This is a genomic window from Terriglobus sp. TAA 43 (genome assembly GCF_000800015.1).
Lineage (GTDB): Bacteria > Acidobacteriota > Terriglobia > Terriglobales > Acidobacteriaceae > Terriglobus.
Map to the genome: position 1 here is coordinate 1,611,957 of NZ_JUGR01000001.1, position 15,232 is coordinate 1,627,188.

At 58.2% G+C, this 15,232-nt stretch carries 15 protein-coding genes; 8 read left to right on the forward strand and 7 right to left on the reverse strand.

Annotation, left to right across the window (positions count from 1 at the left end; genetic code table 11):
* Positions 1 to 2: 2 nt before the first annotated feature.
* Positions 3 to 1,316 (forward strand): beta-propeller fold lactonase family protein, encoded by a 1,314-nt coding sequence (locus tag M504_RS06730; RefSeq protein ID WP_232296189.1) that lies wholly within the window; start codon positions 3 to 5, stop codon positions 1,314 to 1,316.
* Positions 1,317 to 1,409: 93 nt separating this feature from the next.
* Here the strand turns inward: M504_RS06730 and M504_RS06735 are convergent, their stop codons facing one another.
* From M504_RS06735 to M504_RS06755, 5 genes are all read right to left on the reverse strand, one after another.
* A complete protein-coding gene (locus tag M504_RS06735; RefSeq protein ID WP_047489368.1) occupies positions 1,410 to 2,147 on the reverse strand; it encodes a DUF899 family protein in 738 nt (245 codons plus the stop codon).
* 102 nt (positions 2,148 to 2,249) lie between these two features.
* A complete protein-coding gene (locus M504_RS06740; RefSeq protein ID WP_047489371.1) occupies positions 2,250 to 3,173 on the reverse strand; it encodes a TerC/Alx family metal homeostasis membrane protein in 924 nt (307 codons plus the stop codon).
* A gap of 120 nt (positions 3,174 to 3,293) precedes the next feature.
* Entirely contained in the window at positions 3,294 to 4,079 is a 786-nt protein-coding gene (gene tatC / locus M504_RS06745) for a twin-arginine translocase subunit TatC (RefSeq protein ID WP_047489372.1), read from the reverse strand.
* Between the two features lie 16 nt (positions 4,080 to 4,095).
* Positions 4,096 to 4,575, reverse strand: a complete 480-nt coding sequence (locus tag M504_RS21135; RefSeq protein ID WP_052200480.1) for a twin-arginine translocase TatA/TatE family subunit — start codon at positions 4,573 to 4,575, stop codon at positions 4,096 to 4,098.
* Between the two features lie 53 nt (positions 4,576 to 4,628).
* Positions 4,629 to 5,057, reverse strand: coding sequence for a DUF2203 domain-containing protein (locus tag M504_RS06755; protein WP_047489375.1), 429 nt, complete (start codon positions 5,055 to 5,057; stop codon positions 4,629 to 4,631).
* Between the two features lie 179 nt (positions 5,058 to 5,236).
* On the opposite strand from M504_RS06755, the gene M504_RS06760 reads away from it, so the two are divergent.
* From M504_RS06760 to M504_RS06775, 4 genes are all read left to right on the forward strand, one after another.
* Positions 5,237 to 5,668: a Fur family transcriptional regulator gene (locus M504_RS06760; RefSeq protein WP_047493835.1), complete on the forward strand. Its 432-nt coding sequence runs from the start codon at positions 5,237 to 5,239 to the stop codon at positions 5,666 to 5,668.
* Positions 5,669 to 5,745: 77 nt separating this feature from the next.
* Positions 5,746 to 6,882 carry a beta-propeller fold lactonase family protein gene (locus M504_RS06765; protein ID WP_047489378.1) on the forward strand — a complete coding sequence of 379 codons (1,137 nt, stop codon included), beginning with the start codon at positions 5,746 to 5,748 and terminating at the stop codon, positions 6,880 to 6,882.
* 86 nt (positions 6,883 to 6,968) lie between these two features.
* A complete protein-coding gene (locus M504_RS06770; protein WP_232296190.1) occupies positions 6,969 to 8,120 on the forward strand; it encodes an SH3 domain-containing protein in 1,152 nt (383 codons plus the stop codon).
* Between the two features lie 178 nt (positions 8,121 to 8,298).
* Positions 8,299 to 9,246: a carboxypeptidase-like regulatory domain-containing protein gene (locus M504_RS06775; RefSeq protein WP_198137543.1), complete on the forward strand. Its 948-nt coding sequence runs from the start codon at positions 8,299 to 8,301 to the stop codon at positions 9,244 to 9,246.
* 48 nt (positions 9,247 to 9,294) lie between these two features.
* Here the strand turns inward: M504_RS06775 and M504_RS06780 are convergent, their stop codons facing one another.
* A complete protein-coding gene (locus M504_RS06780) occupies positions 9,295 to 11,538 on the reverse strand; it encodes an alpha-galactosidase (protein WP_084214172.1) in 2,244 nt (747 codons plus the stop codon).
* Between the two features lie 55 nt (positions 11,539 to 11,593).
* On the opposite strand from M504_RS06780, the gene aroB reads away from it, so the two are divergent.
* From aroB to M504_RS06795, 3 genes are all read left to right on the forward strand, one after another.
* Positions 11,594 to 12,709 (forward strand): 3-dehydroquinate synthase, encoded by a 1,116-nt coding sequence (aroB, locus tag M504_RS06785; protein ID WP_047489383.1) that lies wholly within the window; start codon positions 11,594 to 11,596, stop codon positions 12,707 to 12,709.
* A complete protein-coding gene (ubiE, locus tag M504_RS06790; RefSeq protein WP_047489386.1) occupies positions 12,706 to 13,458 on the forward strand; it encodes a bifunctional demethylmenaquinone methyltransferase/2-methoxy-6-polyprenyl-1,4-benzoquinol methylase UbiE in 753 nt (250 codons plus the stop codon). Before aroB ends, ubiE begins: the two co-directional genes overlap by 4 nt.
* A 98-nt stretch (positions 13,459 to 13,556) precedes the next feature.
* On the forward strand, positions 13,557 to 14,603 hold the full coding sequence (locus M504_RS06795; protein WP_047489389.1) for an NAD(P)-dependent alcohol dehydrogenase: 1,047 nt from the start codon (positions 13,557 to 13,559) through the stop codon (positions 14,601 to 14,603).
* Positions 14,604 to 14,669: 66 nt separating this feature from the next.
* Here the strand turns inward: M504_RS06795 and M504_RS22715 are convergent, their stop codons facing one another.
* Positions 14,670 to 15,194 (reverse strand): sugar phosphate isomerase/epimerase family protein, encoded by a 525-nt coding sequence (locus tag M504_RS22715; protein WP_369792906.1) that lies wholly within the window; start codon positions 15,192 to 15,194, stop codon positions 14,670 to 14,672.
* Between the last annotated feature and the right edge of the window lie 38 nt (positions 15,195 to 15,232).

Sequence of the window (15,232 nt, forward strand, 5' to 3'; positions counted from 1 at the left end):
AAATGCAACGCATGAAGTTCAACCAGATCAGCCGTTTCGGCGCCGCTTCCGTTCTCTCGCTGGCAGCCTGCCTCGGCCTTACCGCCTGCTCACGCGACTATACGGTCGGCTTTCTCTATGTGACCTCGTCCAAGGCCAGCACGACGACCAACCAGAACGGCGTGCTCAACGAGTTCGGCATCGACTACCAGACCGGATCGCTGATCCGCCTGGCATCGTCCGGCCAGGACACCGGCGGCCGTAACCCTGTGGCGCTTGCCATCACTTCTAACCAGAAGACCGTTTTCGTGGTGAACAAGGACGATAGCAATATCGTCAACTTCGCCATCGGCACGGACGGCAAGCTGTACGCGCAGAAGACGGTCACCGTAGCGGGTTCGTTCCCCACGGCGCTCGCCATCTCTGGCGACAGCAAGTTCCTGTACGTCACCTTTACCTATCAGCCGGGCTACACCACGGCGAACCCGGGTCCCGGCGGCGTGGAAGTCTTCCCGCTGTCGACAGATACCAGCACGGGTACGGTTTCCCTGGGAACCCCGCTCTCCAACGGCGGCCTGAACTACTTCCCGCTTGGTTTCAACCCGGCAGGCATCTCCGTCACGAGCAACGTGAATAACAACACGCCGAGCTCCATCAACGGAACCGATTGCACCGATAGCAGCTGCTCGTCGTATGTCTACGTCATTGACCAGGACGCCAACACGACGAACAACCTGCTGGCATTCCGCCGTACGCTCAGCAGCGGCGTGATCACTGCCATCGGCCAGACGACCATCGCTCCTGGAACGGGTACCTCCACCGGTTACAACTCCGGCGTTCTGGCATCCGGTATCGCAGCTGTTCCGCTCGGCAACCGTCTGTACATCACGGATAAGAGCGCGAACCAGATCATCGGGTACACGATTCCGTCGAGCGGCATCCCGCAGGCTATCCTGACCGGCCCGTTCGCGACACAGTCGCAGCCAGTGGGCCTCACGATTGATCCTCGCGGCCAGTTCCTCTACACCGCGAACTACAACTCCAACACCGTGGGCGCTTACGCGATCGCAAGCAACACCGGTGCTCTGTCCTCCACCAGCACCGGCGCACAGTCCACCGGTGGCGTGGGACCGACATGCGTGACGATTGAAAACGCGCTGGGCATCTACCTGTACACGTCGAACTTCCTGGATAACACCGTTGGTGGCCTGCAGTTGAAGCCCGCAACCGGTGAACTGGTGAAGATCCGCAACACGCCGTTCCCGGCATCGTCGGGCCCGTCGTGCGCAGCGGCTGTCGCCAACGGAACGCACTCGACACAGTTGGTCACACAGTAACCATCAAGTCAGAACAGACGAAAGGGATGCGATCAACTCGCATCCCTTTCGCTTTTGCGCTTCAATTCCCTTCCCTGAAGAGCTCGTTCGAATCTATTTAGCAGGTGGGTTTGCGTCGAGGTCGATCTGGTGGAGTATGCCGCCCACACCATCGAGGCTCGGATACCACTTGGGGTCGCGTCCTTCCGGCGTCATATCAAACATCGTCCACAGCGTGTCAGGATCCGGTGCACCACGCGGGTCCTGTTCCGGGTCGTTCATCTCCATGCTCATTTCAGGAGCCCAGAAGTGAAAGATACGGCCATCGCGACGAGCAAAAACGTTCATGCCGGGTACGTCGGCATCCTCAGGTGAAACGTAGGTGCGCGTGAAGGCACCATCGGAATCGGAATACAGCTTCAGGTACTTCCAGCCACGTTCTTTCTTCCAGTCCTCAAGCCGTTCGATGGGCGAACGTGCGAACACCGCAAGAGAAGCCTTCTGCATGAAGTTGCGTGCCGCGGCTTCCCATGAACTGAGCATGGACGTGCACATGGGGCAGGGACGTTTCCGTTGCGGCCCGAACATGTAGCTATAAACCAGCAGCGTGTCCTTGTCGCCGAAGAGGTCGGAGAATTTCACCGGACCATTGGGGCCAACGAGTGTGTAGTCCTCGGGGATTTCACCTCCCATCGGCAGGGCGCGGCGCTTCTCTGCTACGGCTGCAATGTGGCGCCGCAGTTCAATCTCTTCAGCCAGAAGTTTGTTGCGAGCCTGGCGGTAGGTGGACGATTCGTTCGGGTGATTTGCCTTGTTCTTTGCTGCAAGTTCGGTAGCTGGAGTCAACGACATGGGGTGCGTCTCCTGAATGTGGACATTGTACACATTCACACACAATGCTTGGCAAGCAGCCTGCGCTATGAAATCGAACTCGAAATTCGAGTGGTGAAAGTCTTACTCCGCGGGTTGCGGATGATTGCGTTGCAACAGCAGCGAAACCACAATCGTGATCGCGAGCATTGCAAAGATCACCACGAGCGATACCAGCGGTGTGACCTCATACCAGGGCGCCGCCAGCATCTTGGCTGCGGCGAAGGCCAGCACAGCCGCAAGTCCAAAGTGCAGATAGGCAAGCTTTTCAAGCGCGTGTGTGAGAACGAAGAACAGGCTACGCAAACCCATCACCGCGAGGATGTTCGACGTGTACGCGATGAACGTGTGCCGTGTAATCGAAAGCACGGCAGGGATGGAATCAAGCGCAAACACGAAGTCTGCAAACGCAATGCCAACCAGCGCTAAAGCAAGCACCGTGGGAATGCGTCGGCCATTCTCAACAGCCGTGAAAGAATCCTGCGAAAGCGAGATGGGTTGGCGCTTCTCCAGCCATATCTGCCACTTCGGTTTCTTTGGATGTACGTGATCTTCCGGCATCACGAGACGCACCGCAGCGATGAGCAGGATGACTGCGAAGATATAGGTGACCCAATCGAACTTCTCCAGGATCGCCACACCGGCAACAATGAATCCTGCACGCATGACCACTGCTCCGAGGATGCCGAAGAAGAGGACACGGCGCTGCTTGTCCGGCACAATGCGGAAGCTCTTGAAGATCAGCAGAAAGACAAAGAGGTTGTCGATGGAAAGCGACTCTTCCAACGCATAGCCCGCCAGAAATTCCTGTCCAAGCTGCGGATGCAGGTGGACGTAGACATACGCTCCGAAGGCAACAGCACCCAGTATCCACAGGGCTGTTGCTGCATAGGAACGCTTGGGCGCGCTCTCCGGTGTCGTCTTGTGCAGCAGCAGGACTTCAAGCGCCAGCAAAACCAGCAGCAAGACGTGGAAGACAATCCAATCAATGGGCTGGGCGTTGGGCATCAGTAGATTTGATGCTAATGCTTTTGGCGCGAGTCCGCGAGAAATCAACAGTTTGCGAAAAGAGAAAACCCCGTTCGCGATTCACGAACGGGGTCAGATCATTTTTATGAAAGCAGACGACTAGCCTGCAGGCAGTTCCTTCTTCTTGCGTCGGGCTGGATGTGCAACGTAGGCCACGCCGATGCTGAGTCCATACAGCACGAGCATTGGGGCTGCAAAGAGGCACATGCTGAGCGGGTCTGGCAGCGGGCAGATGATGCCCGCAATCACAAAGATGATCAGGATGGCGTAGCGGGCATGCCGCACCAGAAACTTGGCGTCCACGATGCCGAACAGCGAAAGAAAGAAAATCAGGATGGGCAGTTCAAAGGTGATGCCCAGGCCGAAGATGATGGCCGTGAAGAAGCTGGTGTATTCATCAATTGTGATGATGGCGTTGAAGCGATGGCCAAACTCACCAATGAGAACGTGCAGAGCCGAGGGCAGAACCCAACGGTAGCCAAAGTATGCTCCGGAGAAAAAGAGCAGAACTGTGGCTGCCATGAACGGCACCACAAATTTCTTTTCGTTCTTGTACATGCCCGGCGAGATGAACAGCCAGAGCTGATACAGGATGTAAGGCGCAGCCAGGATGCCACCACCGTACAAGGCAGTCTTCAGATAAATGTTCAGACCGTCAGTAGGGTGAGTGATGTTGAGCTGATAGTGCAGCTGATCCATTGGCCGCTGCACGATGTTGAAGAGCTGCTCGTGCCAGTAGTACGCAACACAAAAACCAATCAGCAGTGCAACGACGGAATGGATGAGGCGGGAGCGCAGCTCAGTGAGGTGCTCCATCAAGCTCATGCCAGGGAGTTCGGCGCGTTCGTGTACCGCTTCGCGTGCTTTTTCGATTACGTCGGACATTCCGTCTTTCTTACTATCAGTCGTTGTGTCGGTGGTCGGCATCCGTGTCGGCCGGAACAAGTTCGTGGATTTCTTCGCGAGGTTCTTCGCTGCTGATGCCAGCTTCAGAGGTGATCTCCTGATGCTCGGTATGCTCGGCTGTGGCGAAGTCCGGCGTGGGATAGCTGCCGGCTTCCGTGGGTAAACCGGTGGAGGGCGGCATCATCTTCAACGATCCAGCTTCAGCGATGGGCGTGGATTCTGTGACAGCACCTTCAATGGTTTCGCCGGAAGGAGTCTCAGAGACAGGGCCAGCGAGCGCGGCCACCTTTGCCTCGTGCTCCTTCTGCTCTTCCACGCGAAGTTCATCTTCCATCTGCATGCGGAATTCGTTGGAGGCGCGGCGGAACTCAGCCATCAGTTTGCCAAGCTGGCGCGCCAGTTTGGGCAGGTTCTTCGGACCCACCAAGATGAGGGCCAGAATGAAGATGACAACGGAGTCCTGAAAGCTGGGCATCGTGACTGTAAGGATAACAAGTTGGAGACGCTACGGGACATCTAGCGCGACAGTTACTGCAGTTTGTCGCCGCGGGTGAAGCGTTCATCCAACGGTTTGCGCTCATCCCATCCCGCTTCAGCCGCATGCCACTGGGTAATGTTCTTTTCACCCTGCAGCCAGCACAGCATCACAACCTCATCGCCGAGCTGAAATGGAAATTCCAGCAGGCCGCTGGCCAGGTCGTGGACCTCCACACCAATGGCCTCAATCTCAGTCAGCGTGTCCTTTGCCTGGGTAACGGCGGCGGTGTGTTCGGCCTTGATGCGGGACACTTCCTGCAGGTCCACACGCAAGCCACCGGAAAGGAAAATGGCCTGTGACAGCCCTGCCAGTGAGTTTTCGCGAATGGTGGCCACGGAGGCGGCCTCCTGCGCGCGTTGCAGCAGAGAATCCAGCACGGGAAGCAGCGTGTGTGCTTCGGGAAGAGTAAAGGTACGCATGGGGTTTCTCCTTTCCGCAGAGGGGCTTCGCGCAAGGATACGGCGCATGGGCCCTAAGTTCAACCAAGGGAGTTTCATCCTATCCGCATCAGCGATGCCCGATGGGAGAAATTCATACCGGTGGGGGCTGGGTATCTGTCTTGACACTGCCAGTTGAGGCATTTCTACTAAATGTTGATATGCCTGAGACTCTCCGATCCTTCCGCGAACTCTGCGCCCGCCACGGGATTGCGGTGACGCATCAGCGGCAGGTGCTGTACGAGACGATGCAGAGCATGTATGGCCACCCGTCGCCGGAAGAAGTCTTTGAGGCGGTGAAGAAGCGTATTCCGTCCATCTCGCTGGCTACCGTGTACAAGAACATCCATCTTTTCGTGGAAAGCGGCGTGTTTCGCGAGGTTTCTATCCACCACGGAACCCTGCGCGTGGAGATGAACGATATGCCGCACCATCACATGGTGTGTTCGGTATGCCGTAAGGTAACGGACCTGCCGGACGGCGATCTCGGGACCCCCCTGTTGCAGGTCGCAATGCCGGCTGGCTTCCTGGTGGAACGCGTTTCTATCGACGTGATCGGCATCTGCCCTGACTGCCAGGCTCGGCCAAACTAAAGATTTTGCAGCATGATTCCTCTCCTGTTGCGTCCAATGGATTGACTTTCCCTGCCGTCAGGAGTGGTGTTTTTTCCATGCTTCCGTTTCGTCGCGCTGTTCCCTTACTGATATCTGGCCTGTTGCTCCTGAACGGTTGCGGCACCGGCAAATTCTTCACGCCGGAAAACGGTAATTCGGGCGGCGGCGGGAACAGCGGCGGTGGAACGAACTCGGGAAATTATCTTTTCGTTGCGAATGCAGGTGCGAATACGGTCTCGGGCCTTAGCATTTCTTCTTCGGGAACCCTCTCGACGCTCAACGGCTCGCCTCTCACCTACAGCTTTCCGCCCACGGCCGTTACCGTCAGCCGCGACAACAAGTATGTGTGGGTGGGAACCGTCTCACAGATCTTCGGCTATACGATTGGCAGCGACGGCACGTTAAGTTCGTTGAACAGCGGTAACGCCATTGCCAACGCAAACTGTGCGGACATGCAGACCTCGCCGGATGGCAAATGGCTCATCGTGCTCGATGGCAGCGGCAATGCGCTGGATCTGTTCAGCATTGGCAGCGATGGCTCGTTGAGCATCGGACCGAGCGGAGGCATTGGATTCACTGTCTCGGGGACGGTCGTGCCCAAGCAACTCCGCATTGCGCCCTCGGGTGGGTTCGTCATTGCCGCTATGGGCACTGCGGGCGAGTTGTTCTTCAGCTTCAACAGCACCACCGGAGCGCTTCAATACCTGACGCAGACCGCACCGCCCAGTTTCACCAGCGATAATGCCATCGCGATCGACAGTACCAGCAGCTATCTCTACGAAGCACGCAGCGGCACCAATCCGGGCCTCGTGGTGAACACCATCACAGCCGCCGGCATTCTCACGCCGACCACGTCAACGACCTATACCGCCGGGTCACAACCGTACTCCGTAGTACTGGATAAATCCGGCAAGTACGTTTACGTGGCCAATCGCGGCGACAACAACATCTCGGGCTGGTCGATTGACGCAAACGCGAAGCTGACGGCCATCAGCGGATCGCCTTTTGCGTCCGGTGTCGCTGTGACGTCGTTGGGAGCAGATTCCACCGGCAAATACATCGCCGCAGCCGCATACTCTGGGTCACCGGATGTCACACTGTACAGCTTCGACAGCACAACCGCAGGCAAGTTGAATTCGGCCGCAACATCGTCCACCGGCACAAACGCCAGCATCGTCGCGCTCTCGTACTAAAGGGTTGCCTCCCGCCTCAGGCGTGGTTCGTCACACGCCTCGTCAACGTGGCGATGCTATCCTCAGACTCAGTGCGGATGTTGCGATTGTCTCCATTTTCGGCCCGATTTGCGTGTGTTCTAGCCCTGGGATCTACGGTCTCGCTGGTCTCCGGCTGCAATCATTTCAAGCCGAAGGTGCTGACGCATTACGTCTATGTGACGGCCAAGGGCACTTTCCTCCGCGATCGCATCGCCGCGGTATCGAACCGGACCGGCAACGTGGTCAACGGTCAGCGGCTGGAAATTCTGGAACAAAATCGCCGCTTTTACCGTGTGAAGACGGACAACGGCGAGATTGGCTGGATTGACGAACGCGCCGTCGCCACAGAAAAAATTGCGGACGCCTTCGAGCAGCTCCAGAAAGACCACGAGAACGATGCCGTCGTCGCCACAGGCACGGTCAGCGACGATGTCTATCTGCACATCTCCCCCGGCATTCAGACGGATCGTTTCTACCGTCTTGCCGACGGCGACAAGCTAAAGCTTCTCCAACGCGCTTCCATCCAGAAGCCTCTTCCTCCCGGCCAGACCGTGGAAAGCATGGCTCGCGCCAAGGGCATCCAGGTGAAGGAAGGTGAAGTGCTGAAACCGCCCATGCAGGACTGGTGGCTGGTGCGCGACACGAAGAATCACACTGGCTGGATGACCAGCGGCCTGCTCAACACCGATGTGCCGGAGGCCATCTCGCGTTATGCCGAGGGCCAGCGCATCGTGGGCGCTTACATCATCAACAAGGTGATAGATCCGGAGATTGAGGGCGCCAGCAAAGAGGTCCCGCAGTACGTCACCGTCACCAGCCCATACGAGGCCGGCCTGCCCTACGACTTCAATCAGGTTCGCGTCTACTCGTGGAATTTGAAGCGGCATCGCTACGAAACGGCGAACCGCGATCGAAACATCCTGGGCTATTTCCCCGTAAAGATTGCTTCCGATCCCGGAACTCCAGCGCATGACCGCCTGCCGGGTACGGGCCCCGCCCCCACCTACATCTACACTGTGCTGGCAGCCGGTGCACCCGTGCCGCAGGCCGACACGAATGGCCAGATCCGCGTGGCCAAGGGCCAGCTTGTTACCAAGACATACCGCCTGGAAGGCAACATTACGCGACGCGTCCTTCCTCCAGGCACCCAACCGCCCGCCGAGGCCCAGCTACAACCCGTGGAGAAGAAGGAAAAGGCAGGCAAGAAGCGCCGCTAACCCCACATCCAACGTTTCCTCTCCGTTTCGCGTCTTTCTCCCAAATGGGAACTGAATGACGCGGTATGGCGTTCCACGAAAAGAACTTCTGCGAATCCCGACCGTCTTGTACTTCATGCGCCTTTTGCCTTGGCTGTGCGGCCTGATCTTTTTTTGCGCCGCCACACCGAACGTTGTCATGGCACAGGAAGCCGGACAAGCATCCATGCTTGCCAAGGCGTCTCTCGTGGGCACGGTACAGGACGGAGACGGCGCCCTGTTGCCCGGCGCGCGCGTGGAAGTCCTGTCCGGCGGTGTGACCGTGGTCGCCTTCGCCGACGAAGATGGCGTCTTTCACGCGTACGGCGTCACGCCCGGCACCTATCGACTGCACATCACCGCGAACGGTTTCTTCGCGGACACGCGCACCGGAGAGATTCTTCCCGGCGAAGAGAAGGATCTGGATTCGATTGAGCTGCGTCCCCTTGGTGAGTTCGCGACCGTCACCGTGATCGCGACAGAAAAAGAGGTCGCCACGGAGCAGGTGAACCTCGAGATGAAGCAGCGCGTACTCGGCGTCGTCCCCAATTTCTATGTGGTCTACGATGCGAGCCCGGCTCCTCTCTCCAAGGGACAGAAGTTTCACCTGGCATGGCGTTCCACGCTGGACCCGTTTTCATTTGCAAGTGCGGCCATCGTCGCCGGAGTAGAACAAGCCAACAACAGCTTCAGCGGCTATGGCACAGGCCCCTCCGGCTATGCCAAACGCTATGGTGCATCCTTCGCAGACGGAGCCATCAGCACATTCCTCGGCGGCGCCATTCTTCCGGTCGTCTTTCATCAGGACCCGCGCTATCGCTATCAGGGAACAGGTTCTGTCCTATCCCGCACGCGCCACGCCGCCGCCAGCGTGATCTTCTGCCGCAACGACCAGAACAAGACGGTCTTCAACTACTCCAATGTCATTGGGAACTTCGCCTCTGCAGGCATCAGCAATCTCTACTATCCCGCCAGCGATCGCAACGGAGCAGGACTAACGCTACAGAATGCGGCCGTAGGAACAGCGTTCGGCATCTTCGGCGCAATGATGCAGGAGTTCGTGGTCCCCAAGCTGACGCCGCGTTTGCACGGACGCGACAAACGATGAGATGTATCCGTTGCGAGCGAGTCCGAACAACTCGCTCGCAACGAAGCCTTAATTCACGCGCTCAAACACCACAACGGTTGAGTCGTAGTCATCACGCATATTCAGCGTGACGCCCGCGCCCATCAGCACCGCACCGCTCACAGTCTGCTCGCCGCGATACTTCTCCGCATCCAGCGCACGCACGCGATACATGGCATTCGCATCCAGTCCCTTCAAACGCACCGGCGGATACGCCACACGCAGCCGCTGCGAATGCAGATACGCCAGCAGCACAGCCTGCGATCCATCGCGAGACACATACTGCATCTGCGTCTCATCGCGATCCAGCGGCGACTGCAAACGATACTGCGCGCCTTGTTGCACCGTTGTACGAATCGTCTTGTAGAACGACACCAGCTTCGCGCTCAGCGCCATATCCGCATCGCTGAACTTGTTCAGATTGTTGCCAACGCCAAGCGCACCCTGCATCGCAACAACAAAGCGATACTGCAGCGGGATACCGCGCCGCTCCGGGTGCGAAATATCTGTTGTCCACGCCACCATCACCTGCGGCGTATAGGCGTGGCTGAAGCCATACTGCAGATCAAGCCGATCCAACGCATCGGTGTTGTCGCTGGTCCACACCTCATCGGTGCGCTCCAGAATACCCAGGTCCACACGGCCACCACCACCGCTGCACGATTCAATCTCCAGCTTCGGATGCTTCTTCCGCAGGCGATCCAGAATCTCATACAGATTCTGCACATACTTCACGTTGATGGCCTTCTCCGCATCCACATCACGATGCGCAGCACTCGTACCCGGAGCTGTATCCCATCCCGGCTCGCTCCAGTTGCGGTTGTAATCCCACTTCAGATACGCAATGTCATTCTCAGTAACCAGCTTGTCCAGCCACTCAAACGTCCACTCCTTCACGTCTTCACGCGCCAGGTTCAGCAGCAGTTGATTGCGCTGTTCCGTACGCTGACGATCCGGCATCTGCATCGCCCACTCAGGATGTTTGCGATACAGATCGCTGTTCGGGTTCACCATCTCCGGCTCAACCCAGATGCCGAAATCCATACCCAGGCCATGCACCTTATCAATCAGCGGCTTCAAACCGTTCGGAAACTTCTGCTTGTTCAGATACCAGTCACCCAGCCCGCGATGATCGTCATTGCGTTCACCAAACCAGCCATCGTCAATCACGAAGCGTTCCACGCCCAGCTTCGCTGCCTTCTCCGCCAGTTGCATCTGCATCTGGTCGGTAAAGTTCATCTCCGTCGCTTCCCAGCTGTTGTAGACAATCGCGCGCGGCTTCGGTGGCTGTCCCGCACCCTGTCGCAGCGGCAGAATCTCATCCGTCTGGAAACGATGCAGCACACGCGACGCGGCACCCTGCCCGCCGTCGGTATAACCCGCATAAAACTTCGGCGTCTCCATGGACTGTCCCGCAGCCAGCGTGGCATGGAAATCAAACGGATTGAACCCGCCCGTCACCTTCACCATGTGCAGACTCGTGTCTTCCACCGTCATCCGCCAGCTTCCGCTCCAGCCAAGTTCCCCAAACCAAACCGGCCCCGCATCTTCCGTCGTCTGGTCCGTACGGCCAATCGCAAACCAGGGATTCGCGCGATGCGACGTGCTTCCCTTCCGGCTCTCCAGCACACGCTCGCCCGCCTGGATCCTTTCGTTATGCAACTGCCACTCACCGCCCCACATGCCGGTAAGCCAGTTCAGACTGTAGGCAGACTTCTCCGTCTCGGGATACTGCGGCAGCGTCCACGTAGCGCTCGCAGCCTGCTCCAACTGCACCGGCGTCTTACCCGTGTTCTCAATGCGCGACCATCGCGCAATCACACCCTCGGGATACGCCTTGTAATACAGGTGAACGCGCAACGGCTGCGCTGTATCCTTCAGCACAATCTCCAGCTCATCCGCGCTGGTCTTCGCGGATTCAAACTTCAGGATCGACGTCCGGTCGCCATTACTGAAATCCGCCTTCAGAGCCGACTCCGTGAACAGGCCCTCGCCCCACGCTGGATACTCCATCGGCATGGTTGAAATCTGTGGATCGAACGAAGCGCGCTCCGGCGGAGCCTTCACCGCAGGCAGCGCCGCGTTTGCAGGCAGTTTCGGGCCCCAGTACAACGACTGCAGCATGCCCAGGTCGTTCACGCCCACGGCATAGGTCATCGTGCCCGCGCTCACAAACCACGTCTTCTTCGCGGCGTCTTCGCGTACCGCAACCTGCGCCACCAACGAAGAACTCGCCACGGCGCACAGAACCAACGAAACCATCTGTTTCAGCATGTCAGCAACTCTATCGCGCTCCACGCCCCGCTGGCGACCCTGCAATAATGGATGTATGAGCGATATCCGTGTTGAAGCTGCGTCCGCAAGCTATACCGTCCATGTGGACCGCAACATCCTCGCGTCCATCGCAGCGCGCACAGCGCCTCTCGCAAAGAAGATTTCGCAGGTCTTTATCGTCACCTCGCCGGAGATTGACCTACTTTGGGCCGGGTCCGTCCGCAACGGATTTGAAGCCCTCGGTAAACAGGTAACGACGTTACTCATCCCTGCAGGCGAATCGCACAAACGCATGACCACCATCGAGCGCCTGCTGGAAGAACTGGCGCAGCATGGAGCCGACCGCGACACACTCCTCGTCGCACTTGGCGGCGGCGTCCTCGGCGACCTGACCGGCTTCCTCGCCGCCATCTGGATGCGCGGCGTGCCATTCATTCAGGTGCCTACGACTCTGCTCTCGCAGGTGGACTCCTCCGTGGGTGGCAAGACCGGCGCAAATCTCGCCGCAGGCAAAAACCTCGTAGGCGCGTTCTATCATCCGCTCGCGGTCTTCGCAGACCTCGATACGCTATCGACACTGCCGCCACGCGAACTCCACGCAGGCCTGCAGGAGAGCGTAAAAGCCGGCGTCATCCGCTATCCCAAGCTCTTCGCATTCATGGAGCAGAACGCAGAAGCCATTCGCAACGGCGACATCACGGTACTGCAGCGCGTCATTGAAGACAGCATCCGCATGAAGGCTGAAGTCGTTGAAGAAGACGAGCGCGAAAGCGGCCTGCGCATGATCCTGAACTTTGGCCACACCGTGGGCCACGCCATTGAAGCAGCCACCGGCTACAAGCAATTGCTGCACGGCGAAGCCATCGGATGGGGCATGATCGCCGCTGTCCGCCTCTCTCAATCGCGCAACCTGCTCGATGAAGCCACTGCATCACGCATCACAAATCTGGTGCATGCCTTTGGTCCCCTGCCGCCGTTTGAAGCAGAAGCGCAGCGTCTCGTCACCCTCACCGGTTCTGACAAGAAAAAGCGCAGCGGCACACTCTCCTTCATCCTGCCCACCAGCATCGGCACAGTCGATATTGTGCGCGACGTCACAGAAGCGGAACTCCTCGCCGCCGTGGAATCCATGCTTGCGGAGATGCGCGCACCTGAGACGGTGACTGCATGACCGCTCTGCAATCCGCGAAAGGCGCACGTCCCGAAGGCGCAACAACAGACGAAGAAGCAGCCATCGCCGTACAAAAAATGTTCGATGAGATTGCGCCGCAGTACGACCGCGCCAATCACATCCTCAGCATGGGCATGGACCGCGTCTGGTGGAACAGCACCGCACGCTTCTTCGACGCAACACTGAAGCAGCCACAATCGCGCGTGCTCGACCTCTGTTGCGGCACCGCAGATATGACGGCGGCTCTGCTCGCGCGTCGTCCTGCGAACGCAGAATCCATCCTCGCCGTCGACTTCTCGCACGAGATGATCGAACGCGGTCGCATCAAGATGCAGGGCAAACCCGTCGAATTCATCGAGGCCGACGCCCTCAACCTGCCCATTGATGACGCATCGCTCGACCTCGTCGTCAGCGCCTTCGGCTTCCGCAATCTCGCAGACTACAACGCAGGCCTGCGCGAAATCCGTCGCGTCCTCAAGCCCGGCGGCCGCATCGGCATCCTCGACTTCTCCATGCCGCCCGCGCCGCTGAAGCAGATGTACCGTCTCTACTTCCGCCATGTTCTGCCACGCATCGGCGGCATGATCTCCGGCTCGCAGGATTCGTACGCCTATCTTCCCGCCAGCGTAGAGCGTTTTCCCGCACCAAAAGACTTCTTACGCATGATGGAAGCCGCGTCATTCAACGAAACTCGTTGGCAGCCATATCTCTTCGGCATCGCGGGCCTCTGGTCCGCAACCGCCTTGTAACAACTCGAACATCAGCATCCTGCATACTGGGTGCGGCATCTCATAAGTGAGCCGGGGACCCACGGCGAATTCCACCAACAAAACACAGGAGCAACACGATGTCACAGGCATCCGCTTACGCCGCGCAGTCGGTAAAGACACCCCTCGGCCCCTTTTCATTTGAGCGCCGCGAGCCCGGCCCGAACGATGTTCTCATCGACATCAAATTCTGCGGCATCTGCCACTCGGATCTGCACCAGGTACGCGACGAGTGGGGCGGCGGCATCTTCCCCATGGTTCCCGGCCACGAAATCGCAGGCGTAGTCCGCGCCATCGGTTCCGCTGTCACGCACTTCAAGGTAGGCGATAACGTCGGCGTAGGTTGTTTCGTCGATAGCTGCCGCACCTGCGTGGAATGTACCGCGGGCGACGACAACTACTGCCAGGTAGGCATCACGCTCACCTACAACGGTCGCGACAAGGAGGGCCAGCCCACCTACGGTGGCTACTCGGACCACATCGTTGTCGACGAGAACTACGTCCTCCACATTCCTGAGAACCTGCCGCTCGACGCAGCATCACCGCTGCTCTGCGCAGGCATCACGCTGTACAGCCCGCTGAAGCATTGGGGTGCAGGCCCCGGCAAGCGCGTTGCGATCGTTGGTCTCGGCGGCCTCGGTCACATGGGCGTCAAGCTGGCACACGCCATGGGCGCACACGTCACCGTACTGAGCCAGAGCATGAAGAAGGCAGACGACGCGAAGAAGCTCGGCGCCGACGAGTTCTACGCCATGAGCGATCCTGAAACGGTGAAGAAGCTCCACAACAGCTTCGACCTCATCATCAGCACCGTGGGCGTGGCCATGGACTTCACACCGTACCTCTTCATGTTGAAGAAAGACAGCACCATGGTTCTGGTCGGCGCACCCGAAGGCAACTCGCAACTCAACTCCTTCGGCCTTATCGCCAACCGCAAGTCCCTCGCTGGTTCCATGATCGGTTCCATCGAAGAGACGCAGGAAATGCTCGACTTCTGCGGTCGCCACAACATCGTAAGCGACATTGAAGTCATCAAGGCCGATTACATCAACGAAGCCTACGAACGCATGCTGCAGAGCGACGTTCGCTACCGCTTCGTGATCGACCTCGAGTCACTGAAGAAGTAAACCGCATTAGCAAAACAACAAAGGGCATGGCGCAAGCCATGCCCTTTTCGTATGCATAAACACTGGTTATTTCTCGTTCAACACGCGAATCTCATAATCCAGCTCGCGCCGAGTCTCCGCGATCACATCACGTCCATCCGCGCCCACATACTCCAGCTCGTAGAAACACGGAATCTTCCATCCACGATCACGATTCATCTTCAGTATCTGCGCGGCCGGCGTCACTCCCTCACCAAACGGAACGCTCGCTCCATCGTTGGCTTTGCGGTCATGCACATGCATGTTCGTAATCTTGTCATGCAGTGCTTCCAGCGCAGCCACAGCATCAAGACCACTCGCCGCATAGTGCGCAACATCCAGGTTGATGCGGTACATCGACGACATAGCCAGCACCTGGCGGAAGTGATCCATCGTCGCAAGATCATCTGGATCCTTCGTCACCGCGTGGTTATGAAACGCGACCATGATCCCATGCTTCTCTGCAAACGGAGCCACGCGCTTTGCCATCGACACTTTGCTGGAAGCCGTAATCAACTTCAGGCGCAGGATCTTCGCCGCCATAAAACCATGCTCAATTTCCGCATCGGTCATCGTCGGTTCAAAGCTGTAGTTATAAGAAAACAAGCCGA